At 61.6% G+C, this 24,155-nt stretch carries 21 protein-coding genes and 2 pseudogenes; 12 read left to right on the plus strand and 11 right to left on the minus strand.

Annotation, left to right across the window (positions count from 1 at the left end):
• Nucleotides 1–66: 66 nt before the first annotated feature.
• Complete coding sequence (locus tag F0P97_RS05305) at nucleotides 67–2,427, plus strand: hypothetical protein (protein ID WP_182285913.1); 2,361 nt, start codon at nucleotides 67–69, stop codon at nucleotides 2,425–2,427.
• Between the two features lie 130 nt (nucleotides 2,428–2,557).
• Nucleotides 2,558–2,834: pseudogene (locus F0P97_RS27885) on the plus strand (methyl-accepting chemotaxis protein); the annotation flags it as partial.
• 150 nt (nucleotides 2,835–2,984) lie between these two features.
• Here F0P97_RS27885 and F0P97_RS05315 read toward each other — a convergent pair.
• Genes F0P97_RS05315 through F0P97_RS05335 form a run of 5 tightly spaced genes read right to left on the minus strand, consistent with a single transcriptional unit; the run spans nucleotide 2,985 to nucleotide 9,173 of the window.
• Complete coding sequence (locus F0P97_RS05315; RefSeq protein ID WP_182285914.1) at nucleotides 2,985–4,199, minus strand: CaiB/BaiF CoA transferase family protein; 1,215 nt, start codon at nucleotides 4,197–4,199, stop codon at nucleotides 2,985–2,987.
• Between the two features lie 3 nt (nucleotides 4,200–4,202).
• A complete protein-coding gene (pcaF, locus tag F0P97_RS05320) occupies nucleotides 4,203–5,408 on the minus strand; it encodes a 3-oxoadipyl-CoA thiolase (RefSeq protein WP_182285915.1) in 1,206 nt (401 codons plus the stop codon).
• A complete protein-coding gene (locus F0P97_RS05325) occupies nucleotides 5,405–6,961 on the minus strand; it encodes a 3-hydroxyacyl-CoA dehydrogenase (protein ID WP_182285918.1) in 1,557 nt (518 codons plus the stop codon). Before F0P97_RS05325 ends, pcaF begins: the two co-directional genes overlap by 4 nt.
• Complete coding sequence (locus tag F0P97_RS05330; protein ID WP_182285920.1) at nucleotides 6,961–8,217, minus strand: CaiB/BaiF CoA transferase family protein; 1,257 nt, start codon at nucleotides 8,215–8,217, stop codon at nucleotides 6,961–6,963. The genes F0P97_RS05325 and F0P97_RS05330 overlap by 1 nt, the downstream gene beginning before the upstream one ends.
• Nucleotides 8,218–8,225: 8 nt before the next feature.
• On the minus strand, nucleotides 8,226–9,173 hold the full coding sequence (locus tag F0P97_RS05335) for a Bug family tripartite tricarboxylate transporter substrate binding protein (RefSeq protein WP_182285921.1): 948 nt from the start codon (nucleotides 9,171–9,173) through the stop codon (nucleotides 8,226–8,228).
• Nucleotides 9,174–9,236: 63 nt separating this feature from the next.
• On the opposite strand from F0P97_RS05335, the gene F0P97_RS05340 reads away from it, so the two are divergent.
• From F0P97_RS05340 to F0P97_RS05360, 5 genes and pseudogenes are all read left to right on the plus strand, one after another.
• Nucleotides 9,237–10,274, plus strand: coding sequence for a LysR family transcriptional regulator (locus F0P97_RS05340; protein WP_182285923.1), 1,038 nt, complete (start codon nucleotides 9,237–9,239; stop codon nucleotides 10,272–10,274).
• Nucleotides 10,275–10,436: 162 nt separating this feature from the next.
• Nucleotides 10,437–10,738: pseudogene (locus F0P97_RS05345) on the plus strand (transposase); the annotation flags it as partial.
• Nucleotides 10,739–10,749: 11 nt separating this feature from the next.
• On the plus strand, nucleotides 10,750–10,932 hold the full coding sequence (locus F0P97_RS05350) for a hypothetical protein (protein ID WP_182285925.1): 183 nt from the start codon (nucleotides 10,750–10,752) through the stop codon (nucleotides 10,930–10,932).
• Nucleotides 10,933–10,950: 18 nt separating this feature from the next.
• Entirely contained in the window at nucleotides 10,951–11,175 is a 225-nt protein-coding gene (locus tag F0P97_RS05355; protein ID WP_182285927.1) for a transposase, read from the plus strand.
• A gap of 540 nt (nucleotides 11,176–11,715) precedes the next feature.
• Nucleotides 11,716–12,108 carry an integrase core domain-containing protein gene (locus tag F0P97_RS05360; protein ID WP_182285929.1) on the plus strand — a complete coding sequence of 131 codons (393 nt, stop codon included), beginning with the start codon at nucleotides 11,716–11,718 and terminating at the stop codon, nucleotides 12,106–12,108.
• Nucleotides 12,109–12,398: 290 nt separating this feature from the next.
• On the opposite strand, the gene queF is transcribed toward F0P97_RS05360, so the two are convergent.
• From queF to F0P97_RS05380, 4 genes are all read right to left on the minus strand, one after another.
• Nucleotides 12,399–13,244 carry an NADPH-dependent 7-cyano-7-deazaguanine reductase QueF gene (queF, locus tag F0P97_RS05365; RefSeq protein ID WP_182285930.1) on the minus strand — a complete coding sequence of 282 codons (846 nt, stop codon included), beginning with the start codon at nucleotides 13,242–13,244 and terminating at the stop codon, nucleotides 12,399–12,401.
• A gap of 74 nt (nucleotides 13,245–13,318) precedes the next feature.
• Nucleotides 13,319–14,218, minus strand: coding sequence for a 2OG-Fe(II) oxygenase (locus F0P97_RS05370; RefSeq protein ID WP_182285932.1), 900 nt, complete (start codon nucleotides 14,216–14,218; stop codon nucleotides 13,319–13,321).
• 45 nt (nucleotides 14,219–14,263) lie between these two features.
• Nucleotides 14,264–15,064 (minus strand): peroxide stress protein YaaA, encoded by an 801-nt coding sequence (gene yaaA / locus F0P97_RS05375; protein ID WP_182285933.1) that lies wholly within the window; start codon nucleotides 15,062–15,064, stop codon nucleotides 14,264–14,266.
• Between the two features lie 107 nt (nucleotides 15,065–15,171).
• Nucleotides 15,172–18,150, minus strand: a complete 2,979-nt coding sequence (locus tag F0P97_RS05380) for an Rne/Rng family ribonuclease (RefSeq protein ID WP_182285934.1) — start codon at nucleotides 18,148–18,150, stop codon at nucleotides 15,172–15,174.
• Between the two features lie 585 nt (nucleotides 18,151–18,735).
• On the opposite strand from F0P97_RS05380, the gene F0P97_RS05385 reads away from it, so the two are divergent.
• Genes F0P97_RS05385 through F0P97_RS05400 form a run of 4 tightly spaced genes read left to right on the plus strand, consistent with a single transcriptional unit; the run spans nucleotide 18,736 to nucleotide 21,861 of the window.
• The gene (locus F0P97_RS05385) at nucleotides 18,736–19,740 is read left to right on the plus strand and encodes an RluA family pseudouridine synthase (RefSeq protein WP_034400767.1); all 1,005 of its coding nucleotides are present in this window, start codon (nucleotides 18,736–18,738) and stop codon (nucleotides 19,738–19,740) included.
• Nucleotides 19,741–19,749: 9 nt separating this feature from the next.
• The gene (locus F0P97_RS05390) at nucleotides 19,750–20,433 is read left to right on the plus strand and encodes an HAD family hydrolase (protein ID WP_182285935.1); all 684 of its coding nucleotides are present in this window, start codon (nucleotides 19,750–19,752) and stop codon (nucleotides 20,431–20,433) included.
• 8 nt (nucleotides 20,434–20,441) lie between these two features.
• A complete protein-coding gene (locus F0P97_RS05395; protein WP_182285937.1) occupies nucleotides 20,442–20,807 on the plus strand; it encodes a Rieske (2Fe-2S) protein in 366 nt (121 codons plus the stop codon).
• Between the two features lies 1 nt (nucleotide 20,808).
• Complete coding sequence (locus F0P97_RS05400; protein ID WP_182285938.1) at nucleotides 20,809–21,861, plus strand: S49 family peptidase; 1,053 nt, start codon at nucleotides 20,809–20,811, stop codon at nucleotides 21,859–21,861.
• Nucleotides 21,862–21,957: 96 nt separating this feature from the next.
• Here the strand turns inward: F0P97_RS05400 and F0P97_RS05405 are convergent, their stop codons facing one another.
• Together F0P97_RS05405 and F0P97_RS05410 are read right to left on the minus strand one after the other, a co-directional pair.
• Entirely contained in the window at nucleotides 21,958–22,746 is a 789-nt protein-coding gene (locus tag F0P97_RS05405) for an SAM-dependent methyltransferase (protein WP_182285940.1), read from the minus strand.
• Nucleotides 22,743–23,351, minus strand: coding sequence for a Maf family nucleotide pyrophosphatase (locus F0P97_RS05410; protein ID WP_182285942.1), 609 nt, complete (start codon nucleotides 23,349–23,351; stop codon nucleotides 22,743–22,745). Before F0P97_RS05410 ends, F0P97_RS05405 begins: the two co-directional genes overlap by 4 nt.
• A gap of 25 nt (nucleotides 23,352–23,376) precedes the next feature.
• Between F0P97_RS05410 and F0P97_RS05415 the strand changes: the two genes are divergently transcribed.
• Nucleotides 23,377–23,931 (plus strand): YceD family protein, encoded by a 555-nt coding sequence (locus tag F0P97_RS05415; protein WP_182285944.1) that lies wholly within the window; start codon nucleotides 23,377–23,379, stop codon nucleotides 23,929–23,931.
• The last annotated feature ends 224 nt before the right edge of the window (nucleotides 23,932–24,155 follow it).

Below are 24,155 nucleotides of genomic sequence, written 5' to 3' on the forward strand. Positions count from 1 at the left end.
CACATTGCTCTGAAAAGGCAGCCGCTGAGCTGCCTTTTTCACATCGGCTTTCGGTAGGATTGCGGCATGAGTGTTGTGCTGACCCTGATCGCCATTGCGGCGCTGGCCCTGTGTTTGCTGATCTGGCTGATATCGCGTTTGCGCGAAGACGCGAGAGCGGCATCGTCTGGAACTTCCGAGCAGGAGGCTGATCAGCCTGCGGGCCAGGCCAGAGCCCAGTCGGAGGCGGCGGCGCAGATACCCTCCGGTCAGGAGCTTTCGGCGCAGGCGGATACGGCGTCCGAGGCCAGCAGGGATGTGAACTTTCGCCCCCAGGGCGAGCGCGGCATGGGCGGTCCCATCTATGGCGATGTGCTGTGCGCGGACGGCGTCTATCTGCCCCATGTCTGGGAGATGGACATGCACACCTCCTATGACGGGCGCTGGCTGCGCACGGGCTTTTATGACAGCGAGGCCGCCCATCTGGTCGACCGCAAATCACGTCGCAGCTGGGTGATCAGCAAGCCGGAAGGCGAGCTGCTGGATGCCATCCACTGGCGCATGCCGCGCTGGAGTGGCGAGAGCATCAACGAAAGCGGCATTGCCGACGATGCGCATGTGATCATGTCCGATGCCAGCTTCGAGGCCTGGTTGGGCGAGCATATGGCCGCGCAGCCGCAGCCCCTGCTGCAGGTGGTGGATCTCTGGGTGCCGGCCGACTGCCTGCCTGCCGAAGTCGCCCGGCCCATGCCAACGCTGCCACAACCGGCTCAGCCCACCTCGGTGCCGCCGGTGGCGCTGCAGCGCCACTGGCCGGCTTCGCTGCGCAAGCTGCGCTACCCCATGGCTCCGCTGCAGAATCCGCACTGGCAACTGATGCTGGGTGAGGCCGCCCAGCCTTGGGTGCTGGACGAAAGCCACAGCATGGTCTGGCGTGCCGATGCCCAGGCCTTTGCGCTCTATGCCTACCCCACACAGGGCGATGCCAGCCAGGCCAGCCTGCGGCTGGCTGTCTGGACCATGGAGCGAGGCTGGCAGCAATGGCCGGAGTTGATGCCCGAGGACCGCAAACCCTGGGCGCTGGGCCTGCCGGATCCTGAGCCGCCGAGCGAGCCGCAAGCGCCAGCGGTTTTGCCGCTGAGCTGGCTCAATGAGCTGCTGCTGCAGAAGGTGCAGCTCGATACGCCCGAGACCGAGCGCCTGCACGATGGCACCAGCATCAGCTGCGCCATGAGCGAGGTGGATGTCTGCGCTGCCCATCAGCGCGATGGCCTGCCCATCATCAAACCCTCGCTGCCCGTGAGTTTCGACTGGCTGCGTGATCCGGCGCAGCCCGCGCTGTGGCGCGCGCAGAGTGAGCCGCTCAAGGGGCAGCGCCTGATCTGGACCCTGTCCAAGCCCGCCAGGGAGGAGCTTGGCGAAACGGCGGCCTACAACCTGCAATGGGGCGAGCGCCATCTGCCCGGAACCTGGGCACTGGAACACGTGATCGTGCAGGGACGCTGGGCGATTCTCATGCCGCATGGTCGTGCCCCGATTCGCGGTGGCAGCGGCAGCCTGCAGGTCTGGGACGGGGAGCGCCTGCAAAGCGTGGACCTGCCCTGGCCCGTGGTGCGGCTGGCCGCTGTTCCTTCCGTCAAGGGCGGCATGGCCGCCCGCATGCGCGTGCTGGCGCTGACGGCCAGTCTGGCGGACAAGGACTGGGACCCCGCCACCGCATCCTGGCGCTGGCCTTTGCAGTCTGTATCGGCCAGCCATCTGGCAAGACCCGACTGGCGTCCGCTTTACTCCGAGCGCGAACTGGCGCCCGACGCGCAAGGGCGCTGGCAATTGCTGCCGCGCTGGCGCGAGGTGAGACAGATTCAACACCCTTGCTCCGACGGCGACTATGTCTGGCGTGACGAGGTGCGCGGCGACACCGTCTGGTGGTGGGGCGGCGTGAACGAGCGCGTCAACCACTATTGGCAGCATGATGAACCTCGCAAGGACGGCGTGATCATGACGCGCAGCGGTCTGGCGTTCTGCGGTGTCGGGCCCTGCGCCTGTCCCCATCCTTCAGGCGAAGGCTGGGCCTTGCTGGAGCCTGTGGAGACACGTTATGGCGAGCCGGGGCAGTGGCAGCTGCACTGGCTCAACCCCGTGGAAAAGGAAGTGCGCACGCTGACTCTCAAGGCGCGCATGCCGGTGCTGCAGGGCTGGGATGCCCAGGGCCTGCATTGGCAGGATTTGCCCTTGCCCGATGCTGAGCTGCAGCAGGGCGAGGCGAACGCGGCCTACAAAGCACGGGCAGAGCCGGCCGCGCCGCGCCAGCTGGTGGTGGCGCAGACCTGGCAGCGTGCTGCCGTCGAGCCCCTGCGCCAGGGCATGAACGGGCTGTGGCTGCGCATTCAGGATCTGCGTTATGCCGAGGCTTTGCTGGGGCAGGATGACTGCCCATGGAAGAGTTGATCCCCCTGAGCGGGACGGCAGCCTTGCCGCGGGGCGGCCCTTGCTTGGGTCGTGCCGATGCTACTGGCGTGCCGTACGCACATTGGCGGGCAGGGCGCCCGGGCGGCTGGTGCGGAAGGGGGGTGATGTCCAGGCCGCCAGCCTGCAGCAGACGGCAGCCTCGATGGAAGAGATATCAGGCACCGTGGCGCAGACCACCGACACGGCCCAGCTTATGGCCCATGAAAGCGACCAGAGCGGCCAGGGCGCTGGCAGGAGCGGCGCCGCCATCCCGAGCGGGCGCAGCCATGGAGCCCATCCGCGGCTCCTCGCGCCGCATGGACGAGATCATCGGCGTGATCGAAAGCACTGCCTTCCAGGCCAACCTGCTGGCCCTGAATGCCGCCGTCGAAGCAGCACGCGCAGGTGGCTAGGCTTTAGTAATCTTCCTGTTCATCACAGACCTAGCCAACCAGCAAAACCTGCCTGTGCATGTAGAAAGCGATTCAGGCAAGATAGGTTCCGCCGTCCACCGCGTTCAGCGAAAGCTGCGTCAACGCTAGCATCGAGTCTGTGTGCTACGCCCAGTCCTTCAGCACCTCGCCCGTGTGAGATCCAACAACCGGAGACGATTTGACAGGAGGATTGGGAGTGCTTTGGAATCGTGGCACAGCGTCGGGCATTCGGATGGAACCGAAATCTGGATCCGGCGCGGCAGCAATGGAGTTTCGAGCGATGAAGTGTGGGTTGGCAAACACATCCTCGATCGTGGCAACTTGTGCGAATGCAACGCCTGCACGCTCAAATTCAGACGAGATCGTTGCTAGCGATTTGGTGGCGCACCATCCGCCGAGGATCTCGTCGAGGTCGTCTCGATGGTCGATTCTTGCCACATTCGTGTTGTACCGCGGATCGTCGGGTAGTTTCGGATGCCCAAGCACTGCACAAAGCTTTGCGAACTGATTGGGGCTATTGGAGATGACGGTGACCCATTTGTGATCTGACGTCGCAAAAATACCTCCTGGAGCGCTGTGTGCGGGTGCGTTTCCCGTGCGCGATCGGACGTTTCCCGTCTGGTCGTACTCCGCCACCATCACGTCCATGATGCGCAGCAATGCATCGGACAGTGACAGGTCGACGGTTTGTCCTGGCGCACCAGCCTTCTTCGCAAGAAGCGCGGAAACGGCACCAAGCGCTCCAAACAAGGCTCCAATTGCATCGGCAACGGCAACGCCGGGGTGCAACGGCGACCCCTCGGCCGTTCCGCATAGGCTCGCAAATCCGGTCATAGCTTCAAAGACGCGGCCAAACCCAGGGCTCTGACTCAAGGGCCCAGCCTGTCCAAATCCCGTCACGCGAAGAATGATCAAAGACGGATTCGCTTCTAAAAGCCGATCTTCAGAGAGACCCCACCGATCCAGGGTGCCTGGCTTGAAGTTCTCGATCAGAATATCCACGCCCGGCAGGATGCGGTTTAGGGCGTGTTTTCCCTCCGGCATCTGCAGGTCGAGCAGCATTGAGCGCTTGCCGCGATTGACCACTTTTTCCCAAAGCGATATTCCCTCCTTCAGCGGTGCAAGATCCCGGATTGGATCGGAACGTTCCGGTGACTCGACCTTCACGACATCAGCGCCAAGGTCTGCCAGAAAAGCCCCGATCCAGGGTGCAGCAACCATCGTTGAAAGGTCGAGGACGCGAACCCCCTTCAACGGACCGGCTCCGGCAGTTCGAGCGCCACGGTGGTCTTGGGAAGTGGCGTTCTCTGTCGCTAAGCGATATTGCTGCTTGTCCATGACTCAGACTCTTTCAATCAAAAGTGCGATCCCCTGGCCGACTCCGATGCACATGGTGCAAAGAGCGTATCGCGCTGAGTGGACCATCAGTTGATTGACCGCAGTGGTGACAAGGCGCGCTCCACTTGCACCCAGAGGGTGACCCAGTGCGATGGCCCCTCCGTAGCGATTGACCCGGGGATCATCATCGTCAAGTCCAAGCCCGCGCATGACGGCGAGGCCTTGCGCCGCAAAGGCCTCGTTGAGTTCGATCACCTCGATCTGGTCCAAGCTCATTCCTGCAAGCGCGAGAACCTTTTGCGTCGCGGGCAAAGGTCCCATGCCCATCAATCGCGGCGCCACCCCCGCTGTAGACATCGCCACGATGCGAGCGCGTGGTTGCAGGTGGTGTGCGGCGATGGCCGAATCGCTGGCAATGATCAAAGCGCAGGCGCCATCGTTCACACCGCTCGCATTCCCGGCAGTCACGGTTCCTTCAGGGCGCACGATGCCTCTGAGCCTGGACAACGCTTCAAGGGACGTAGAACGGGGATGCTCATCGCGCGTGACAACCACGGCGTCCCCCTTTTTCTGTGGGATGACCACCGGTACGATCTCTGCGTTGAAGAATCCCTGCTCCTGCGCAGCCAAGGCACGTTGCTGGCTCCTCAACGCCATCAAATCCTGTGCTTCACGTTCGATACGAAATTCCAGGGCGACGTTTTCTGCCGTTTCCGGCATTGTGTCGATGCCGAATTGAGCCTTCATCAGCCTGTTCACGAAACGCCAGCCGATCGTGGTGTCGTAGACCGCGTTGTCGCGACTGAAGGCGGAACCCGCCTTGGGCATGACGAATGGTGCTCGACTCATGCTCTCGACGCCACCCGCAATCATCAGGTTGGCTTCACCGGCTTTGATAGCTCGTGCAGCGGTCCCGATAGCATCCAGTCCCGACCCACACAGCCGATTGACCGTTGAACCTGCAACATCGACAGGTAAGCCACCTAGGAGTGCAGCCATTCGGGCAACGTTCCGATTGTCCTCCCCGGCCTGGTTGGCACAGCCGTAAATGACGTCGTCGACGGCTGCCCAGTCGACACCGCTGTTGCGTTCGATCAATGCCTTGATGGGAATGGCGCCGAGGTCGTCGGTTCGGACGGTCGACAGCGCACCGCCGTAGCGGCCAATGGGGGTGCGAACGGCGTCGCAGATGTAAGCAGAATTCGTCATGCGACTTGCGATATAGAGGTTGCCGGGGTGGATCTGACTTCAGGAGATGACAAAGGCAGCTTCAGCTGCGCGCGCCTTCGAAGCCACGAGGAGGCGCGGTACCTCGGATCACCTGTGCTGCCATGCACGCAATCCAGCACTTCAAGGATCCGTGCTGGCCCGATTCTGTCGGCCCATTCGAAGGGACCAAAGGGATGCCCCAGGGCAAGTCGGATAGCTGCATCCACGTCGGTCGGCGCTGCGACCCCTTGCTGAGCGATCTCGCACGCCAGATTGACGATGCAGGCGATCACGCGTGGAGCAACGTAGCCAGGGGTGTCTGCGATTGCAAACGTGGGAACTCCGCGCGATGCGAATGCCGCTTGCACCTGTTGCAGCACCCCGGGCTCCGTTGCCGGGCATGACATTACTGTCACACCACGGATGGAGCTGAAGAAAGGATCGACAGCGATGACTTTTTGAGGGTTCGCCTCACCGGCACTTGCCAGCGTCGAGAGATCCGAGCACGCTGGCGAACTCACGATCACTTCAGCGGTTTCGGCATCCGTTTCCGGCCAGTGGGCTTCAAAGAGTGCTCTGACAGCAGCTGTCGGCTCCGCGGGTCCTTTTCCCGCACTCCATCGAAGTGCTTTGCCCTCACCGCCAGTAAAGATGTCCGGTGGTGCAATTCGGGCACCGCCGCTCGTGTAGTCATAGAAGCCACGTCCTGACTTGCGGCCGAGCAGTCCTCCGTTTAGCCTGATCCTTGCAACTGCCGCAGGCCTATAGCGATCGTCACCATAGTACTGTTGAAAAATGGCTTCGGAGGCAGGCAGGGAAACGTCGAGTCCCGTCAGGTCCATCAGTTCGAATGGGCCCATGCGAAAACCGCCGCAATTGCGCAGGAGCGCGTCGAGAACGTCGTGGTTCGCACACTTGTCAGCCAGCAAACGAAGTCCTTCGGTGACGAATGCACGACCGATATGGTTGACCACGAAACCGGGCGAATCTTCGACGGAAATGGCCCGGTGGCCGAATTCGTTGGTAAGGCTCAATAGCCGGTCGATGGTTTGCGGCGACGTTCGCACCGCCCGGATGACCTCGGCAAGTTTCATGCGCGGCACCGGATTGAAAAAGTGCCAGCCAGCGACTCGCTCGGGATGTTCGCACGCGGCAGCGATCTCCGTCACGCTGAGTGAAGACGTGTTGGTGACCAGGATGCATTTTTCGTTGACGACGGATTCCAAGCTGGCAAAGAGTGAACGCTTTGCCTGCACATCCTCGATGATGGCTTCTACGATCACATCGCAGTCTGCAAGCTCGCCGAGCGTTGCGGGCAGTGTCAACCGGGCCACAGCGCGCTGGACGTCGCTTGGCGTCAGGGCGGCCTGTCTCACTCGTTTTGAGAGACTGTCCTGAATGAGTTCGACGGCTCTAAGCGCTGCTCCATCGGCCGCATCGAAAAGTCGTACCCGAAAGCCCGCAGCGGCTGCGGTTTCAGCGATGCCGCGACCCATCGCACCCGCGCCGATCACGCCGATTGTTTCCGTTCGCTCCGTCAATTGATGTGTCATCACGTCTCCTGCATCACTGGGGTTTCTGGCATCGCTATCTTTACGATGTGATTTCTAGCCAGGGACTCGATTTCGGCCTCCCCGTACCCGACCATGGCCAGCATGCTCCGTGTGTCCGCACCGACTTCTGGCGGTGCGACGGTCCGGGAGCGCCCGGCCTCAAGCATGTCGTACGGCAGTCCGAAACTCTGGTAACCGGCTTCCTGCTCGTTCGAATCGACGTCGATCAACATGCGACTCTTCGAGAAATCGGGGCCAGCCAAGACCTCGCTGTAGCTGCGCACGGCACCGGCAACGATGTTGTTATCAGCAAGCAGATTGATCGCTTCGTCGGTCGTCAGCCTCTGGAATGCGGTACTCAAAGCCTGCTTCATTGCCGACCTGTTCGCCACCCGCAACTCGTTCCGGCAAAAACGTGGGTCGTCAGCCAGTTCTGGCATGCCCAGCACTCTGCAGAGCCGCTGCCAGTGCGACTCGATGTAAGCCGACACCACGATCTGACCGTCCGCCGTTTGCATCAAGTCGGCTGCCGGTGCATTGAGTGGTTGCCCCTCGCCTGTGCGAAACGGCTGGACGCCGCGTACGAGATAGTCACTCCACGTGGGGAGCTGCAAGTGGAGTGCGACCTCTAGCAAGGAGATATCGATCGTCTCACCGCCGCCAAAACGCTCCTTGCGAAGCAGCGCAGCCAGTACAGCCTGAGCTGCGAGCTGGGCTGTCGCGGTATCCACGATCGGTGCGCCGACTTTTTGAGGTGAACCGTTCGGGTCTCCGGTCAAAGACATGAGACCGCTCTCCGCCTGGGCGGCTATGTCATACCCGGCACGTGCATTGGAGGGACTTTCGGCAGGGAATCCGGTGATCGAGCAATAGATCAGCGAAGGATTCTCTTTGCGCAAGGCTTTCGCGCCAAGTCCTAGACGATCTGCTGCGCCTGGCCGAAGATTCTGGATTACCACGTCCGAGGAGGCGATAAGCCTCACAGCAGCCTGCAGCCCATCGCGCGTGCGCAAATCGATCGCAACGGACTTCTTGCTTCGATTGAATGACCGCAGCATGGCATTGCCGTAATGTCCGGCGTGCCGCGCCATGTCACCTTCCATTGCTTCGATCTTCACGACCTCGGCACCGAGATCTCCCAGGGTCATTGCTGCGCCTGGACCGGCTATGTAGTTCCCGATCTCTACAACGCGAATGCCATGAAGAGGAAGTGTAGAGCCGCTGCCATGAGCGGCACTGATATTTGCGAGGGTCATGGAGCTTCTCAGTCGAGCTTGATGTTCGCGCGTTTGATGATGTCGGCGAACGTCTTGTGCTCAAAATCGACTCGCTGGCTCACTACTGCCGGCGCATCGGGTGCCGGCTCGAAGCCCAAGGCTTGCAGCCGTTCAATGACTTCAGGCTTGCGCAGGGATTCGTTGAGGGCTTTGTTGAACGCTGAGATGGCGGCAGGTGCTGTGCCGCTCGGCGCCCATATCGCGAAATTTGAAGGAAAGTCAAAGTCCTTGATGCCTGCTTCAGCGAGCGTCGGAACGTTCGGCAACCTGGGGGAGCGCTTTGACGTCATGACCGCGAGCGCCCGAAGCTTGCCATTTTCGATGAACGGCAGGTATGGACCGATGTTGTCGAAAGACACTTGCACGATACCGCCGATGAGGTCGGTGATCAGTGGGGAACTTCCTCGGTACGTCGCACCCACCATCTTTGTGCCCACCGCCGCGGAAAACAATTCGGCGTTGATCTGGCTCAGCGTCCCTGCGCCGGCGGTTCCGTAGTTCAAACCTCGAGGCGTCTGCTTCGCATAGGCAATGAATTCCTGCACGTTCTTCACAGGCATCGAAGCATTGACCATGATCGCAGTCGGAAGTCTTGCGACCATGCCCACAGGAGCCAGGTCCTTCTTTGGGTTGAAGCCCGCAGCACGTTCAATCGCGAGGTTGATCGCTAATGGCGTCGTTCCGTTGAAGAGCATTGTGTTGCCGTCAGGTTGCGCCGATGCGACGAATGCACTGCCGATGTTTCCGCCTGCTCCTGAGCGGTTGTCCACAATGATGCTGCGCTGCATAACTTCGGCCATCGACATCGCAACGATGCGCGCAACTACGTCGGTCGCGCCACCTGGAGCGTAGGGAACAACGAGCTTGATCGGGGATGGTGCGCTGAACGCCAGACCAGGCGCAGCGGCTGCCAAGCTGGTCGCGGCAGCAGTCATGAGAAGGCTTCGACGGTGCATTGATGTCTCCGTTGGTTTACTTGTGCTTGAACTTTAGAGTTGATGCAAAATTCCGAAAAGTGCATTATTCGAAAACATCATTTACCAAATGGAATGAATGAAGAATCGCTGACAAAGCTCCTCCTGCGCAAGTTGCGCCTTCGGCACTTTGAACTGCTAAGTGTGCTCAGTGACTCGGAAAGCCTTCGCGTCGCGGCCGAGCGTCTTCATCTGAGCCAGCCGGCGATCAGCAAGATGCTCAAGGAAATTGAGAGTGCGTTTGGGGGCACGTTGTTCGCACGCTCGAAGGCCGGGTTGAAACCGACGCCCGCGGGAGAGGTGGCGGTGCGACAAGCGCAGATCCTTCGAAGCGAATTACAGGTCACCGCTGGTGCGGTACTGGCGGCGTTTGAAGGCAAGCGCAGAGTGCTCAGATTGGGCAGTTTGACCGTGACATCGATTGTTCCAAAGGCCATCGGCCACTACCGAGAACTGATCCCAGGGGCAAAAGTCCAGATCCGTGAGGCCAGCGTCGATGTTCTTCTCAGGGATCTGCTTGAGAACAATATCGACTGTGTTGTCGGAGCCTTGCCTTTGGACGTTGCCAGTTCTTCACTGGTCGAGGGTCTTGAGGTCACACCTGTCTCGCGGGATTGGATCTGCATGGTCTGCTCCCCCGAGCATGCCCTGGCAAGGCGGCGTAAAGTCTCATGGCAGGAAGTCTTTGAGTTCGACTGGGTCCTTCCTCCTTCCCACACGATGCTGCGCCAGATGTTCGTCGCTGCATGCCTTCAGCGTGGGTTGGAGCCGCCATCCGCAACGATCGAGTCGATGTCTCCGCTCACACTGACACAACTGCTGAAAACCGATCGCTCGCTGATCGGCGTGATGCGCAGAGAGCAACTTCGTGGCGAAACAAGCCCGTCGAGCCTCCGAGTCCTGCCAGTCGAGTCGCCCATCGAGTTGCCAACACTGTCTTTCATCACCAAGCGCTCAGGCTCTCCTCTGCCTGTCGCTGTTCAGACTTTTTTTAGATCCATAGAAATGGCTGTTGCTTGCGAGGCGACTCCTCATTCAAAAGAATGGATCAAGAAAGCTTGATGAGAAAGGCGAGGGCTGCTCTGTAGCTGTCGGCCATTCGATGACGAAGAGGCTCCTTGCTGCGCAGGGGCCGGCGCCCATAGATGACTGTTGTGTGTCACCGATGGGCTTTGTTGGGCTTTGTTGCACAAAGACGGTCGCCCATGCTGGTAGCCTGGGCACATGACTGAACCCAAGGGCGTCAAGTCCCGCTACAAGACTACCCACTGGGCCGAGTACAACGTAGCCCTGAAGTCCCGAGGGGCCCTGACGATCTGGCTGGACAAAACATGCCGTGGTACGCGAGCGCCAGTGGCAAACGAGGCCGGCAGCAAGGATTCAGCGATGCGGCCCTCCAGTTCTGTCTAAGCATCAAATGCCTGTTCGGACTGGCCCTGCACCAAAGCCTGGGCCTGATGCAAAGCCTGCTGCGCCTGGCCAAACTGGATTGGCGGATGCCCGGGTTCAGCACCATCAGCCGCCGCTGAACCGCACCGTGGTTGAGCTGGTCAAAGAAACCGGCATCAACGCCGTCACCCTGCGCACTTGGCGTGATGCAGTCCGTCAGGAAGGGTGCTGCGTGCCCGCTGACAAGCCCAGGGAGCGCTGGAGCAGCACCAAGAAATTACAGGCAGTTCTGCAGACAGCGCCGCTCAGTGAAGAGGAGATCGCGACTTAGTGCCGAACCAGGGGCATCTTGCCCGAGCAGCTGCAGCAATGGCACCAAGCCTGTGAACGGGCCAACGGCGGCGCAGCTCCTGTACATGAACAGGACCCTGTGATCAGCTCTGACACGCAGCAGCAGCTACGCAATCTCGAGCGGGAACTGCAGCGCAAATCCGAGGCGTTGGCGGAGGCAGCAGCGTTGCTGGTTCTCAGAAAAAAGGCGGATGCGATCTGGGGCAGGGACGAGGACGTCTGATCAATACCCAAGATCGCAAACAGGCCATGGAGTTGATCGACGAAGCCATTGGCGGTGGTGCCCGGCACGGACAGCCAACAAGCTCGGCGAAGCCGAACGTCAGCCTGTGCTCGATGTCGCCAATCGGGCCGACTGCGCCAGTCTCACGCCACACCAGATCGTGCCAAAGCCGGCCGACTAGGGCCTGCATCTGGCCAGCGAATCGACGTTCTACCGCGTGCTCAGGGCTGCAGGCGTGAACCGGCGACGGGGACGCAGCAAAGCGCCGGTGGCGCGGCCCTTGACCACGCACTGAGCGGATGCACCCAAGCAGCTGTGGAGCTGGGACCACCTGGATGCCAGGCACCGTCAAGGGCCGCTTCTTCTACTGGTACATGGTCAAGGACACCTACAGCAGGAAGCTCGTTGCCAATGAAGTGCACGAAGCAAAATCCTCGCAGCATGCATCCCAACTGCTGCACAAGGCATGCCTGCGTGAGCAAACGGCAGGTAGCCCGCTGGTGCTGCATTCGGACAATGGCTCGGTAATGAAGGGCGGCAATGCAGACCCTGGGCGTGGTGCCGTCATACAGCCGGCCTCGGGCCAGCAACGACAACGCCTACGCCGAGGCCTTGTTCCGCACGGCCAGATACTGTCCGCTGTGGATCGCCCGCCCGTTCGGCAACGTGCAGCAGGCCAGGCAACGGGTGCTGCGCTTTGTAGCTTGGTACAACGAAGAGCATCGCCACAGCGCGCTGAAGTATGTAAGGCCAGGCCAGCGTCACAGAAGGCAGTACCGGCGGTTGCTGCAGCAACGCATGCAGCTGTACGCGCAGGCCAGAAAGCACAACCCGCAGCGCCGGAGCGCGGGGCCGCTCAACTGGCATCGGCCGGATGAGGTGTGCCTCAATCCGGAGCGTGCGCAAAACGAGATGAGCAGGCGAGTGGCCTGACTACTGACGCGACAACTACCTTGGCACACGCCGCATTTCAATAGCAAGCTATCTAATGAATTCCGTGTTTTCGACGATTCATCTTTGTCAGCTCAATCGAGGCGAAATAGGCTCAAATAGGGTGATCTGAAAAGTCAACCTGAATCGGTGCGGGACGATTCCTATTTTTCAGAATTCAGGTGCGGGTCGCCGACAAGAGTCTGAGTTCGGGGGGACATGCCGCTGCGGCGTCGGCATGCCGGTGAAAAGCTTGAAATGACGGCCGGCCTGAGGATGGCCGGCCGCCTCTTTTACTGCCGCGCCGAGCGCACGTTGGCCGGCAAGGCGCCCGGGTGGCTGGTGCGGAAGGGGTTGATGTCCAGGCCGCCGCGGCGCGTATAGCGGGCGTAGACGGCCAGCTTGATGGGTTTGCAGCGGGTCCAGATGTCCATGAAGATGCGTTCCACGCATTGCTCATGGAATTCGTTGTGGTTGCGAAAGCTCACCAGGTACTGCAGCAGACCTTCCTGCTCGATCTGCGCACCGCTGTATTGAATCTGCACACTGCCCCAGTCGGGCTGGCCGGTGACCAGGCAGTTGCTCTTGAGCAGGTTGCTGACCAGGGTTTCGCTGACGGGGGCTTCGTCATGGTTGGCGCGCAGCAGCTCGGGAGCCGGCGTGTACTGGGTGCACTCCACATCGAGGCGGTCCAGCAGCAGACCGTCGAGCTCGTGCACTTGCTGGGCATCGAACTGCTGCGCTTCCAGCAGTCGCACGCCCACGCTGCCCTGGGTCTCGCTGCCGCGCCAGGTGGCTTCGGACAGATCGGTGCGCAGGCGCGCCAGCACCTCGCTGGCGTCGGCAAAACGGGTGTTGTTGAAGCTGTTCAGATACAGCTTGAAGGACTTGCTCTCGATCAGGTTGGGCGTTTCGCAAGGGATGGTGAAATGCGCCAGCGCCACCTGGGGCTTGCCGCGCAGGTTGAGCCACGAAACTTCGAATGCCGTCCACAGATCGGCACCAAAGAAAGGCGGGTTGATGGCGGCGCCGATTTCCTCGCGCTTGGCGAGGCGTGGCAGGGGAAAGAGCAGGGATGCGTCGTACTGGTCCACATAGGCCGAGCTTTTGCCCAGCTGCGATTGTTCAGGGGTGTGCATGATTCAAAAACAAAATGGCCAGCAGTAGAAAAGATAGCTGCTGGCGCTTTATGGGTAAGGGTTGGAGCCTGTTTTTACTTGAACTCTCGTTCGCGCAGCCACTTGGTGGCAATCCATTTTTCGCCCTCCAGCACGGGAGCGCCGCCGTGCAGGGTCTTGGTGGCCGGGTCGGGCCGGTTATAGCTGAAGAATACGGCATTGCCACGACGCGGAACGACCTGCAGCCCTACATCGGGAAAGGTGGTTGCGCCGCCGCGCGCGGGCTCGTTGAGATACACGACCAGGGTCCCCACGCGCTGGCCACCACGCTTGAGTATGGTCGGCGTGCCGGGCTCGTTGGGCGCAAAGTAGTCGTAATGCGGCTTGTATTCGGCGCCTGGTCGGTAGTGCAGCACCTGCATGCCTTCGCCGTTTTCCAGCGGCCAGTTCAGCAGTCGGGCAATGCGCTGCTCCACACGGCTGATGAGGTCGTTCTCACCGCGCTGGAAGAACATGCCATTGCTGGTGCGGTCGTCATTGACGGCCTCGCCGCCGCTCTGGTTGTCCACGGTCAGCGAGCGCTGCATGCGCGGGCGCGCTGCTGCGATGATGGCATCGCATTCCTCGTTGGAGAGCAGGTTGCCGAACACCACCACTCGCGGGTGGCGCACGCTCATCAGCACATGGACATCGCGATCGCCGGCATGGACGCAGCAGGGATCGGTCAGCAGATCGGGCTCGGGAACGCCCGACTCATGGACCTGCACTGCCACTTCGGCTTCGGGCCTGGCTGCTGCGAAAGGCAAGGGCAGTTCACCCTCTTCGGGCAGGGCCAGCGCGCGGCGCGCCAGATGCTCGGCCCAGCCTGCCTTGCGCATGGATTGCAGCAGCGATGGCAGTGGCACGCCAGAGGCCCTTTGTGTTCGCACCCATTGCATCAGCTCGGGTGTCAGGCCGGGAGGTGTGACGAACTCGTCTTGGGTGGAGGTGCTCATGTCGACAATGCTAGTGTGCACTGATGCCGATTTCAATGCGCAGCGTCAGTCTTGCTGCTTGCGGCGGAACACCAGCTTGCCGGGCGTGCTGGCCTGCTCGGCCAGTGCATAGCCTTCCAGGTCGAACTTGCGCAGGTCGGCCACCTTCCTGGCCTTGTGTTGCACGGCCCAGCGCACCATCAGCCCGCGCGCGCGCTTGGCATGGAAGCTGATGATCTTGTATTTGCCGCCCTTGAAGTCCTCGAAAACGCATTCGACCACGGGGACCTTGAGCGCCTTGAGATCCACGGCCTTGAAGTATTCCTGCGATGCCAGGTTGACGACAATGCGCTCGGTCTGGGCATCACCGTGCTCGGCTTGCGCACCACTGCGCTCGTTCAGATAGTCGGCAATCTGGGTTCCCCAGAACTGATAGAGGTTGCTGCCCTTGGCGTTTTCCAGCCGGGTGCCCATCTCCAGGCGATAGGGCTGCAGCAGGTCCAGCGGGCGCAGCACGCCGTAGAGGCCGCTCAGAATCACGACATGCTCCTGGGCCCAGTCCAGCTCCTTGGGCTTGAGGCTGGCGGCATTCAGACCCTCATAGACATCGCCATTGAAGGCCAGCACCGCCTGGCGTGAGTTCTTGGCGGTGAACCTGGCACTGAACGCTTCGTAGCGGCCCACATTGAGTACGGCCAGCTTGTCGCTGATGCTCATGAGCTCCGAAATCTGCTGGGGCGATTTCTCGCGCAGCACTTCAATCAGTTCCAGGGGCTGCTTTTTGAAAACCGGCAGCGTGTGCGGCAGTTCGGCGGAAATAGGGCTTTCATAGTCCAGCGATTTGGCTGGAGAGATCAGAAACAACATGGCTTGACGTTCACTCAATCAAAGAAAGGGCGCATGAAAAAGGGCCAAGGCCCCATCCACCGAAGTGGACAGTCCCCTTGGCCCTGTGATGCCGGAAGGCAGTCTGCTTAGGCGTTGACGCCTGCAGCCTGTTCTTCCTTCTCGAATGGCAGCTGCATCAGGCTCAGATCCTTGCGGGTCTCGACCAGAATCAGCGGGCCTTCGTCGAGCACCACCACGGGTGGGCGCTCGCGCGGAATGCGCACGGGCTTGGGCTCGGCGGCAATCGCAGCCTGGACGGCGGCGATCTTTTCGGCATCGGAGTTGATCCATTCCAGGCCCGATGCGGCTGCCAGGGCTTGGAGTTCGGCAATCGGCAGCGCATAGCTCTGAGCCTTGGGCGTTGCGACTGCCGGGGCAGGAGTCACGGTTTCAGCCACAAGCTCCACGGCGGCAGCTTGAGGCTCTGCGGCAGCAGCAGGCTCTGCCTGCACGGGCTGAGAGAGTTCTGCAACAGGCGCGACAGCTGCTGCCACGGCTTCTGCAATCACGGGCGCCTGCACTTCTGCAGCAACAGGTGCCTGTTCTGCTTGAGCCTGAGGTGCAACAGCATCAAAGTAGCTGCGGCGTGCCGGCTGCTCGCCAGCGTCGGTGGCAGGCGCTTCGACCGGAGCCTGGGCTTCGGCAGTCTGCTCTGCAGCCTGGCCTTCTGCCTGGGCATCGCGCGGTGCACGGTCACGGCGGTCACGACCATAGCGGTCACGCGAACGGCGCTGACGGGGCTCGCGAGCCTCGCCGCCTTGTGTGCCATCCTGCGCCTGAGCGTCAGAACCTTCGACCTGGGCGGTGTTCAGCGCCGCTTCGTCGACCACGGCCTGCATGGCGGGCTGGGCGTCGGCGTTGCGATTCTGGCGCTCGCGGCGGCCTTCACCGCGTTCGCCGCGCTCATTGCGTTCCGCACGGTCACCACGTTCCTGGCGGTTGCGCTCGGGCTTGGGAGCTGCGTTGAACTCTTCGCCGTTCAGAGCGGCTTCTGCCACCTGGGGCTGGCGGTCGTCGCGGCGCTCGTTGCGTTCGCCACCGCGGCGGTTGCCGCGCTCGGGGCGGTCCTGACGCTGTTGCTGCTGCTCGGGACGCTCGTTGCGTTGCTGCTCATCACGGCCCTGGGCATTGCGGCGGTTGTTGCGGTCTCCGCGTTCGCTGCCATTGCGCTCTGCGCTGTTGCGGTCGCTGCGCTCGTTGCGGTCACCTCCACGGCGATTGCGATCGCCGCCACGGCCTTCGCCTCGGCGGCCGTCGCGGCTGCCTTCACGGGCGGCAGGAGCGGGAGCCTCGACCACGGCAGCGGGCGCTGCCACGGGGGCGGGTGTGCCGAAGCCGAACAGATTCTTGAGCCAGGCAAAGAAGCCTTGCTCGCGCACCACCGGGCGGGCCGCAGCGGGAGCGGGCGTCGCAGCGGCAGCGCGAGGCTGGCGGGGTGGACGAGGCTCTGCAATCGGTGCGGGAGCATCGGGCAGGACCCCCTTGATGACGGGAGTCTGCTTGTTGGTGGGCTCCTGCGAGCGGCGGGTGACGGTGGTCACCTCTTCGGGCTCGTCGGCCAGCTTGTAGCTGGCTTCCATGGATTCCAGGCGCGAGTCGTCGTGCTTGAGGCGTTCGAGCTTGTAGTGCGGCGTGTCCATGGACTTGTTGGGCACCATGATCACGTTGACGCGCTGCTTGAGCTCGATCTTGGTGATTTCGCTGCGCTTCTCGTTGAGCAGGAAGGAGGCCACTTCCACGGGCACCTGGCAGTGCACGGCGGCCGTGTTGTCCTTCATGGACTCTTCCTGGATGATGCGCAGAATCTGCAGCGCCGAGCTTTCCGTGTCGCGGATGTGGCCGGAGCCGCCGCAGCGCGGGCAGTTGATGTGGGCGCCCTCGGACAAGGCGGGCTTGAGGCGCTGGCGGCTCATTTCCATCAGGCCGAACTTGCTGATGGTGCCGAACTGCACGCGGGCGCGGTCCTGGCGCAGGGCATCGCGCAGGCGGTTTTCCACTTCGCGGCGGTTCTTGGCCTCTTCCATGTCGATGAAGTCGATCACGATCAGGCCGCCCAGGTCGCGCAGGCGCATCTGGCGTGCCACTTCGTCGGCTGCCTCGAGGTTGGTGCGGGTCGCGGTTTCCTCGATATCGCCGCCCTTGATGGCGCGAGCCGAGTTCACATCCACGGAGACAAGGGCTTCGGTGTGATCGATCACGATGGCGCCGCCCGAGGGCAGGGTCACGGTGCGCGAGTAGGCGGACTCGATCTGGTGCTCGATCTGGAAGCGCGAGAACAGGGGGGCGTCGTCGCGGTAGCGCTTGACGCGGGCAGCGTGCTCGGGCATCACATGTGCCATGAACTGCTGGGCCTGTTCGTAGATGTCATCGGTGTCGATCAGGATATCGCCGATGTCATTGTTGAAATAGTCGCGGATGGCGCGGATCACCAGGCTGGATTCCTGATAGATCAGGAAGGCGCCCTTGGAGGCCTTGGCGGCGCCGTCGATGGCGCTCCACAGCTTGAGCAGGTAGTTCAGGTCCCACTGCAGCTCGGGAGCCGAGCGGCCGATACCGGCAGTGCGTGCAATGATGGACATGCCCTTGGGGTACTCGAGCTGATCCATGGCCTCCTTGAGCTCGGCGCGGTCCTCGCCCTCGATGCGGCGCGAGACGCCACCGCCACGGGGGTTGTTGGGCATCAGCACCACATAGCGGCCGGCCAGAGAGATGAAGGTGGTCAGGGCTGCACCCTTGTTGCCGCGCTCTTCCTTCTCGACCTGGACGATCAGTTCCTGACCTTCGCGGATCACGTCGTTGATGCGGGCCTGGCTGGGCGAGACGCCTTCGGCAAAGTATTGCTTGGAGATTTCCTTGAAGGGCAGAAAGCCGTGGCGGTCTTCGCCATAGTCCACAAAGCAGGCTTCGAGAGACGGCTCGACGCGGGTCACGACGGCCTTGTAGATATTGCCCTTGCGTTGTTCGCGACCTTCGATTTCGATCTCGTAGTCCAGCAGCTTCTGGCCGTCCACAATGGCCAGGCGGCGTTCTTCAGACTGCGTCGCGTTAATCAGCATCCGTTTCATGATGCACTTCCTTTATTCGTTTTATGGGGCACGTTGGTCACAGACCAACGCACCTTTGACTGGTAATCAAAGACAGGCTCAACAGGAGCCGTGATGCCAGACGAACGAGTTGAAACGGATGAGGAATCTGGGGCGGTACAGGACGGCGCTACTGGCCTGATCTCAAGTCAGTAGCGGAGGTACAGGCCGGGGGACGAGCGGGAGAGGACGCGCATGCAGACGGGGTACAAAAGAAGCCGACGCGCGTGCTAGGGAGGTGGGTGGTTTCTTCGAGACACGACTCGTCCCGGGGGCCGGCCGTGCCTTGCCCCAGAGGTTGATCAGCAATGTCCAAAAGATCCACATGCTCGTTGAGAGAACCGGCAGTTGCAGGCTGCTTTTGCCTGGACAACTACACGGTATGAGATTCCGTATCAGTGTTTCAATTCGTCAGCCTTTGCCAGGCTTTCACAGGCTGCTGCAGCTCATCTTGACTGCAATTTGCGTGTGCAAAACTGGCGGGCATCGACCTGCCTGTGCGGTGGGAAATGATTGTTTGGACTAAACTCCATGCGAATCAATCACTTACAACTAAGCTCGGCACAGGTGAAACACATTATAGAGGGCAAACCGGCACAGGACCGGTCCCAGAATACGGCCACGGCCTCGGTACGGCTGATCGAGGTCGATGAAGACTCCGCCGGACAGCGACTCGACAACTTTCTCATGCGCCACCTCAAGGGGGTGCCCAAGACCCATGTCTACCGCATCATCCGCAGTGGTGAAGTACGGATCAACAAGGGACGCGTGAGTGCCGAGACCCGGGTTCAGCCTGGCGATGTGGTGCGTCTTCCTCCGGTCCGGATCTCCGACAAGGTGGCTGAAAAAGCAGAACGCCCGGCGCCGGCTAAGGACTTTCCCGCCCTGTTGGATGACGAACACATGCTTGCGTTGTCCAAGCCTGCCGGCGTGGCCGTGCATGGAGGCTCGGGCGTGAGCTTTGGCGTCATCGAGCAACTGCGCCAGGCGCGTCCCGATGCCAAGTTCCTCGAGCTGGTGCACCGGCTGGATCGCGAAACCTCGGGCATTTTGCTGGTCGCAAAAAAGCGCTCCGCACTCATCAATCTGCAGGACCAGTTTCGCGAACGCGAGACCGGCAAGACCTATCTGGCACTGGTGCAGGGGGCCTGGCCGGCCAACAAGAAGGTCATTGACCTGCCACTGCACAAGTATCTGCAGGCGGACGGCGAGCGTCGCGTGCGTGTGACCACGGCCGATGACCCGGACGGAATGCGATCCATCACCCTGGTCAAGGTCAGAAAGCTGATCGAGCCGCGCCCTCTGCAGGGACTGCCTGCCATGAGCCTGCTGGAGGTGACCATCAAGACGGGCCGCACCCACCAGATTCGCGTGCATCTGTCGTCTCAGGGGCATCCCATCGTGGGCGATGACAAATATGGTGATTTTGATCTCAACCGTCGTGTGCAAAAGCAGGGCCTCAAACGCATGTTTCTGCACGCCTGGCGGCTACAGTTCAATCATCCCGCCAGTGGCGAGCGTGTCGAGCTGCGCGCCGAGCTGCCGCCGGAGCTGGCGGATTTTGTGAACTGACTAGGCTTCATGACTACTGAAAACCATAGCGCCCGGCGACCACGCCGCTTCGATCTGATTGCATTCGACTGGGACGGGACCGTGGCGGATTCCACGGCCATCATCAGTCGCAGCATCCAGGAGGCAGTGCGTGATGTGGGGGGCATCGTGCCCAGCGACGAGCAGGCTGCCTATGTGATCGGCATGGCGCTGATGCCGGCACTGGCGCGCGCGGCTCCCGATGTGCCACCCGAAAAATACCCGGAGCTGGCCAATCGCTATCGCTTCCACTTCTTCAAGCATCAGGACGATATCTGCGTGTTTGACGGCATCCTGCCGTTGCTTGCCGAGCTGCGCGAGCGGGGGCACTGGCTGACCGTGGCCACCGGCAAGAGCCGCATGGGACTCAACCACGCGCTGCAGGACCCGCAGCTCAAGGGATTGTTCGACGGTTCGCGCACGGCCGACGAGACCGCCGGCAAGCCCAGTCCGCTGATGCTGCACGAGCTGATGGCCGAATTCGGTGTGGATCCCGAGCGAACACTGATGATTGGCGACACCACGCACGATCTGCAGATGGCGCAGAATGCCGGCTGTGCCTGTGTGGGGGTGTCCTATGGTGCCCATGCACCCGACGGCTTTGCCCAGTTCGATCCGCTGTTCGTGGCCGATTCCGCGGCGCAGTTGCGGGCCTGGCTGTTGGCCAACGCGTGAAGCCAGATATGACAGATGCCGTGGAGCTGTGCGCCAGTGCCGATCTGGTCGACGGCGGCCGGGCGGTGAGCTTTGATGTGCTGTATGCCGGTCAGAGCAACCGCGCTTTTGCGATTCGCTACCAGGGGCAGGTCTATGCCTATCTGAATCGCTGCAGCCATATTCCCATGGAAATGGACTACCAGGAAGGTCAGTTTTTTGACGATTCCGGTCGCTGGCTGTTGTGTTCTACCCACGCAGCGGCCTACGAACCTGACAGCGGTGCCTGTGCAGGCGGTCCTTGCCGTGGCGGGCTGGTAAAAATCGCCTTGAGCGAAAGCGATGGCGTGGTGCGCTGGCATACTGGGCCACAACTGAAACCTCCAGAGTTTTGAGATGAGTTCCCCAAACACCCCTGACAACCATGACTCCCAGCCGCATGTGACGCCGGGCGCGGACCTGTGGTCCAAGGCTTCTGCCGCATCCGCAGAGGCGCCCGCCGCAGCCAAGGCCTCCGGGAATGGGGGCTGGGAGCGCGATGTGCTGGAAAAGCTGGTATTCGCTTCCATCAAGGAACAGCGAGCAGCACGGCGTTGGCGCTTTTTCAGCCGTCTGCTGTGGTCCGTGGTGGTGTTGCTGGTGCTGTGGGCAGTGTTCTTCAAGGATACGGCCACCAAGACCAGCACCTCGCCCCATACCGCAGTGGTGGAGATCAAGGGCGAGATCGCCTCGGGAGCGGACGCCAGTGCCGAGTTCGTGGTGGCCGCCATGCGCAGCGCCTTTGAGGATTCGGGTTCGCGCGCCGTGGTGCTGCTGATCAACTCGCCCGGCGGCAGCCCCGTGCAGGCAGGCATCATCAACGACGAGATGACGCGTCTCAAGGCCAAGTACAACAAGCCTCTGTATGCGGTGGTCGAAGAGTCCTGCGCCTCGGCGGCCTACTACATCGCGGCGGCGGCCGACGAGATTTTTGTCGACAAGGCCAGCATCGTGGGCAGCATCGGCGTGCTCATGGACGGCTTCGGCTTCACGGGGGTGATGGACAAGGTGGGTGTTGAACGCCGTCTGCTGACGGCTGGCGAGAACAAGGGCTTTCTCGATCCGTTCAGCCCCATGTCGGCGCAGCAGAAGGAATTTGCGCTGCAGATGCTGGAGCAGATTCACCAGCAGTTCATCGGCGTGGTCAAGGCCGGCCGCGGTGACCGTCTGCATGAAACTCCCGAAATGTTCAGCGGACTGTTCTGGACCGGCCAGCAGGCCGTGGAGCTGGGTCTGGCCGACAAGCTGGGCAGCCTCGACTTTGTGGCACGTGAAGTGGTCAAGGCCGAGGAAGTCATTGACTACACCCGTCGGGACAATGTGGCCGAACGTCTGGCCAAGCGATTTGGTGCCGCCATTGGCGAGGGATCGGTAAAAGCCATGCGCGGGCTGGTGCCCAGCATTCGCTGATCGCGCATCAGAGAGGTGCCAACCATTTCTGGATAAGCGTCGGTAGCTATCAAAAAAGCCTGCGGTTTGGCTGCAGGCTTTTTTGTTTCTTGGCGCTCAACGGCCTATGGCAAACACCACCGGCGTGCGATTGTCGGGTGGTGCATTGCGCTGGCGCCATTCGCGCACCAGATGGCTTTCAATGCGCGCTGTCTCCAGCGTCAATCCGCTGGCCAGAGCCAGCCTGGTATTGGGCTGCAAGGTTTGCAGCAGCGCCTGCCAAAGGGCTGCGTTGCGGTACGGCGTCTCGATGAACTGCTGGGTCTGGCCATGGCGCAGGGCCAGGCTCTCCAGTTCCTTGATGCGGGCCGTGCGCTCGGTGCCATCCTGAGGTACATAGCCGACAAAGGCGAAATTTTGGCCGTTGAGGCCGCTGGCCGCCAGGCCCAGCAGCAGCGAGACTGGTCCCGTCAGCGGCACGACACGAATGCCCAGATCATGGGCGGCACGCACGATGGAGCTGCCGGGGTCGGCCACGGCGGGCATGCCCGCCTCGCTGATCAAACCCATGTCCTGCCCGGCCAGTGCCGGTGCCAGCAGGGGTTTGGGGTCGAAGACGGCGCCGCCCTTGTTGCCATGGTCGCCTTTTTTGTGGGCTTCGCGTGGCAACTCGGCAATGTTCTGGGACTGCAGCGGAGCAGCGAGCGGGAACAAGGCGTCGATGCGCTTGAGATAGGCGCGTGCCGTCTTGGCGTTTTCGCTGATCCAGTGAGTCAGAGAGGCGGCACGGCGCAGCGTGCCTTCGGGCAGCACCTCGGTCAAAGCAGTCTGGCTTTCGCAGCCGAAATCGAGTGGGGCGGGCACCAGATAAAGGGTGCCCGCTTTGCTTCTTGATGTTTCGCTCATGGCAGAACCACTCCTGCGGCACGCAGCAACTGGCAGGTGCGGATCAGCGGCAGACCTATCAGTGCCGTGGGGTCGTCGCTGACGATGGCGTCCAGCAGGGCGATGCCCAGGCCTTCGCTCTTGGCCGAGCCTGCGCAGTCATAGGGCTGCTCGGCGCGCAGATAGCGCTCGATCTCGAGGTCGTTCAGTTCGCGAAAGCGCACTTGTACCGTGACCACGCTGGATTCCGTGAAGCCGGTTTCGGCACAGCTCACGCAGACGCCGGTGTGGAAATTCATCTGGCGACCGCTCATCTGGCGCAGCTGTTCGGTGGCGCGCTCATGGCTGCCGGGCTTGGACAGGGGCTGGCCATCGAGCTCGGGCACCTGGTCGGAGCCGATCACGATGGCGTCGGGGTGCAGTTGGGCCACGGCCTGCGCCTTGGCTACGGCCAGGCGCAGACTCAGCCCGTGGGGTGTTTCGCCGCTGAGCGGGGTTTCATCCACTTCCGGAGACACCGTCTCGAATGGCAGTTGCAGGCGGCTGAGCAGCTCACGACGGTAGCGCGAGGTGGAGCCAAGAATCAATGGACGCTCAAGTCGTCCGGCAATCAATAAGTCGGGCATTGCGGGATTCTCTTACACTGGCTGCATGAGCAAGGATTTTTCTGCGACCCGGCTGGATGTGCGTGCTTTCGCGCAGGCTGAAGGTCATCTGCATGGTCAGGCACCATTGTCGGACTTCAAGCGTCTGGCGGCCGATGCGCTGGCGATTACCGGCGAGCAGCCCCTGGTGCGCTGGGAAGCCGAAGGCGAGCTGGTGGAGCAAAAAGGCGGCAGCGGCCATGTGTGGCTGCACCTGAGCGCCGAGGTGGCTTTGCCGCTGACCTGCCAGCGCTGCCTGACCGAGGCCGATATTCCCCTTTACGTGGATCGGTCATTTCGCTTCGTTCCGGACGAAGCGACGGCAGAACTGGAAGATGACGACAGCGATGAGGATGTGCTGGCATTGAGCAGCGAGTTCAATCTGCTGGAGTTGATCGAGGACGAGCTGCTGATGGAAGTGCCTGTAGTGCCTCGCCATGAGGTCTGCCCGGTACCCGTCAAGCTGGAGGTCAGCGACGACGCCTTCGAGCAGGTCAATGAGCAAAAGGAAAACCCTTTTGCCGTGCTGCAATCTCTCAATGTAGGCAAGTCTGCCGACTGATCCATCCCATGGCGCGGTGGGGATTTGATTTTGTATAGGCTGCGAAAAGCGTTTGCGCTATAATCGTGAGCTTCGCGCGAAACCCCCTCGTGTCTTTAATGGGCTGATCGCGTTTTTTTAGGACTTGCACAGACAAGGGCGCTCTCTAGATAGGTGCGTCAAAAGGCAGAGTTTTTTGCCCGGTCTTGCTGTGTGGGTCGTGTTACCAACCCTTTCAAGATACA

The organism is Comamonas testosteroni, assembly GCF_014076415.1.
Classification (GTDB): domain Bacteria; phylum Pseudomonadota; class Gammaproteobacteria; order Burkholderiales; family Burkholderiaceae_C; genus Comamonas; species Comamonas testosteroni_F.

Bases quoted from the DNA above. Each gene is read 5' to 3' on its own strand.
- F0P97_RS05305 (WP_182285913.1), top strand. From the start codon at position 67: ATGAGTGTTGTGCTGACCCTGATCGCCATTGCGGCGCTGGCCCTGTGT.
- F0P97_RS05315 (WP_182285914.1), bottom strand. From the start codon at position 4,199: ATGGACAAGCAGCAATATCGCTTAGCGACAGAGAACGCCACTTCCCAA.
- pcaF (WP_182285915.1), bottom strand. From the start codon at position 5,408: ATGACGAATTCTGCTTACATCTGCGACGCCGTTCGCACCCCCATTGGC.
- F0P97_RS05325 (WP_182285918.1), bottom strand. From the start codon at position 6,961: ATGACACATCAATTGACGGAGCGAACGGAAACAATCGGCGTGATCGGC.
- F0P97_RS05330 (WP_182285920.1), bottom strand. From the start codon at position 8,217: ATGACCCTCGCAAATATCAGTGCCGCTCATGGCAGCGGCTCTACACTT.
- F0P97_RS05335 (WP_182285921.1), bottom strand. From the start codon at position 9,173: ATGACTGCTGCCGCGACCAGCTTGGCAGCCGCTGCGCCTGGTCTGGCG.
- F0P97_RS05340 (WP_182285923.1), top strand. From the start codon at position 9,237: ATGCAAAATTCCGAAAAGTGCATTATTCGAAAACATCATTTACCAAAT.
- F0P97_RS05360 (WP_182285929.1), top strand. From the start codon at position 11,716: ATGCAGACCCTGGGCGTGGTGCCGTCATACAGCCGGCCTCGGGCCAGC.
- queF (WP_182285930.1), bottom strand. From the start codon at position 13,244: ATGCACACCCCTGAACAATCGCAGCTGGGCAAAAGCTCGGCCTATGTG.
- F0P97_RS05370 (WP_182285932.1), bottom strand. From the start codon at position 14,218: ATGAGCACCTCCACCCAAGACGAGTTCGTCACACCTCCCGGCCTGACA.
- yaaA (WP_182285933.1), bottom strand. From the start codon at position 15,064: ATGTTGTTTCTGATCTCTCCAGCCAAATCGCTGGACTATGAAAGCCCT.
- F0P97_RS05380 (WP_182285934.1), bottom strand. From the start codon at position 18,150: ATGAAACGGATGCTGATTAACGCGACGCAGTCTGAAGAACGCCGCCTG.
- F0P97_RS05390 (WP_182285935.1), top strand. From the start codon at position 19,750: ATGACTACTGAAAACCATAGCGCCCGGCGACCACGCCGCTTCGATCTG.
- F0P97_RS05395 (WP_182285937.1), top strand. From the start codon at position 20,442: ATGACAGATGCCGTGGAGCTGTGCGCCAGTGCCGATCTGGTCGACGGC.
- F0P97_RS05400 (WP_182285938.1), top strand. From the start codon at position 20,809: ATGAGTTCCCCAAACACCCCTGACAACCATGACTCCCAGCCGCATGTG.
- F0P97_RS05405 (WP_182285940.1), bottom strand. From the start codon at position 22,746: ATGAGCGAAACATCAAGAAGCAAAGCGGGCACCCTTTATCTGGTGCCC.
- F0P97_RS05410 (WP_182285942.1), bottom strand. From the start codon at position 23,351: ATGCCCGACTTATTGATTGCCGGACGACTTGAGCGTCCATTGATTCTT.
- F0P97_RS05415 (WP_182285944.1), top strand. From the start codon at position 23,377: ATGAGCAAGGATTTTTCTGCGACCCGGCTGGATGTGCGTGCTTTCGCG.